Origin of the sequence: Vibrio sp. 10N.222.49.C9 (genome assembly GCF_041474985.1) — a bacterium.
Classification (GTDB): Bacteria; Pseudomonadota; Gammaproteobacteria; order Enterobacterales; family Vibrionaceae; genus Vibrio; species Vibrio crassostreae_C.
Genome location: NZ_JBFRVD010000155.1, coordinates 1 through 309, shown reverse-complemented (window position 1 = coordinate 309; position 309 = coordinate 1). Strand labels below are relative to the sequence as shown.

The 309-nt window shown below is 46.0% G+C and carries 1 protein-coding gene; it reads left to right on the top strand.

Annotated features, from left to right (window positions below):
• Positions 1-309, top strand: a 309-nt coding sequence (locus AB4585_RS22495; RefSeq protein WP_372171034.1) for a transposase, incomplete at both ends; no start/stop codon positions are given.

Below are 309 nucleotides of genomic sequence, written 5' to 3'. Positions count from 1 at the left end.
CAAGCTGGATTACCTGTCTACATGCAAGCGCTGAGCGGGAACACAAACGATGCCAAAGCGTTTGCGGAAGTTACCAAGCGGCATATTCATTGTCTAAAAGCGGCACAAAACAGCCGTTACTTTATTGCTGATGCTGCGCTATACACAGAAGAGAGTATTACTTCGCTTGATGAACAGCAGCAAAAATTCATCACTCGCGTGCCAATGACGCTAAAACTCTCAAAGCAAGCTCTACTCAACCTTAAACCAGAGCAGTTGACCGCCATCGGTAACGGATATTCAGGCCATTGGATAAAGTCTGATTATGGC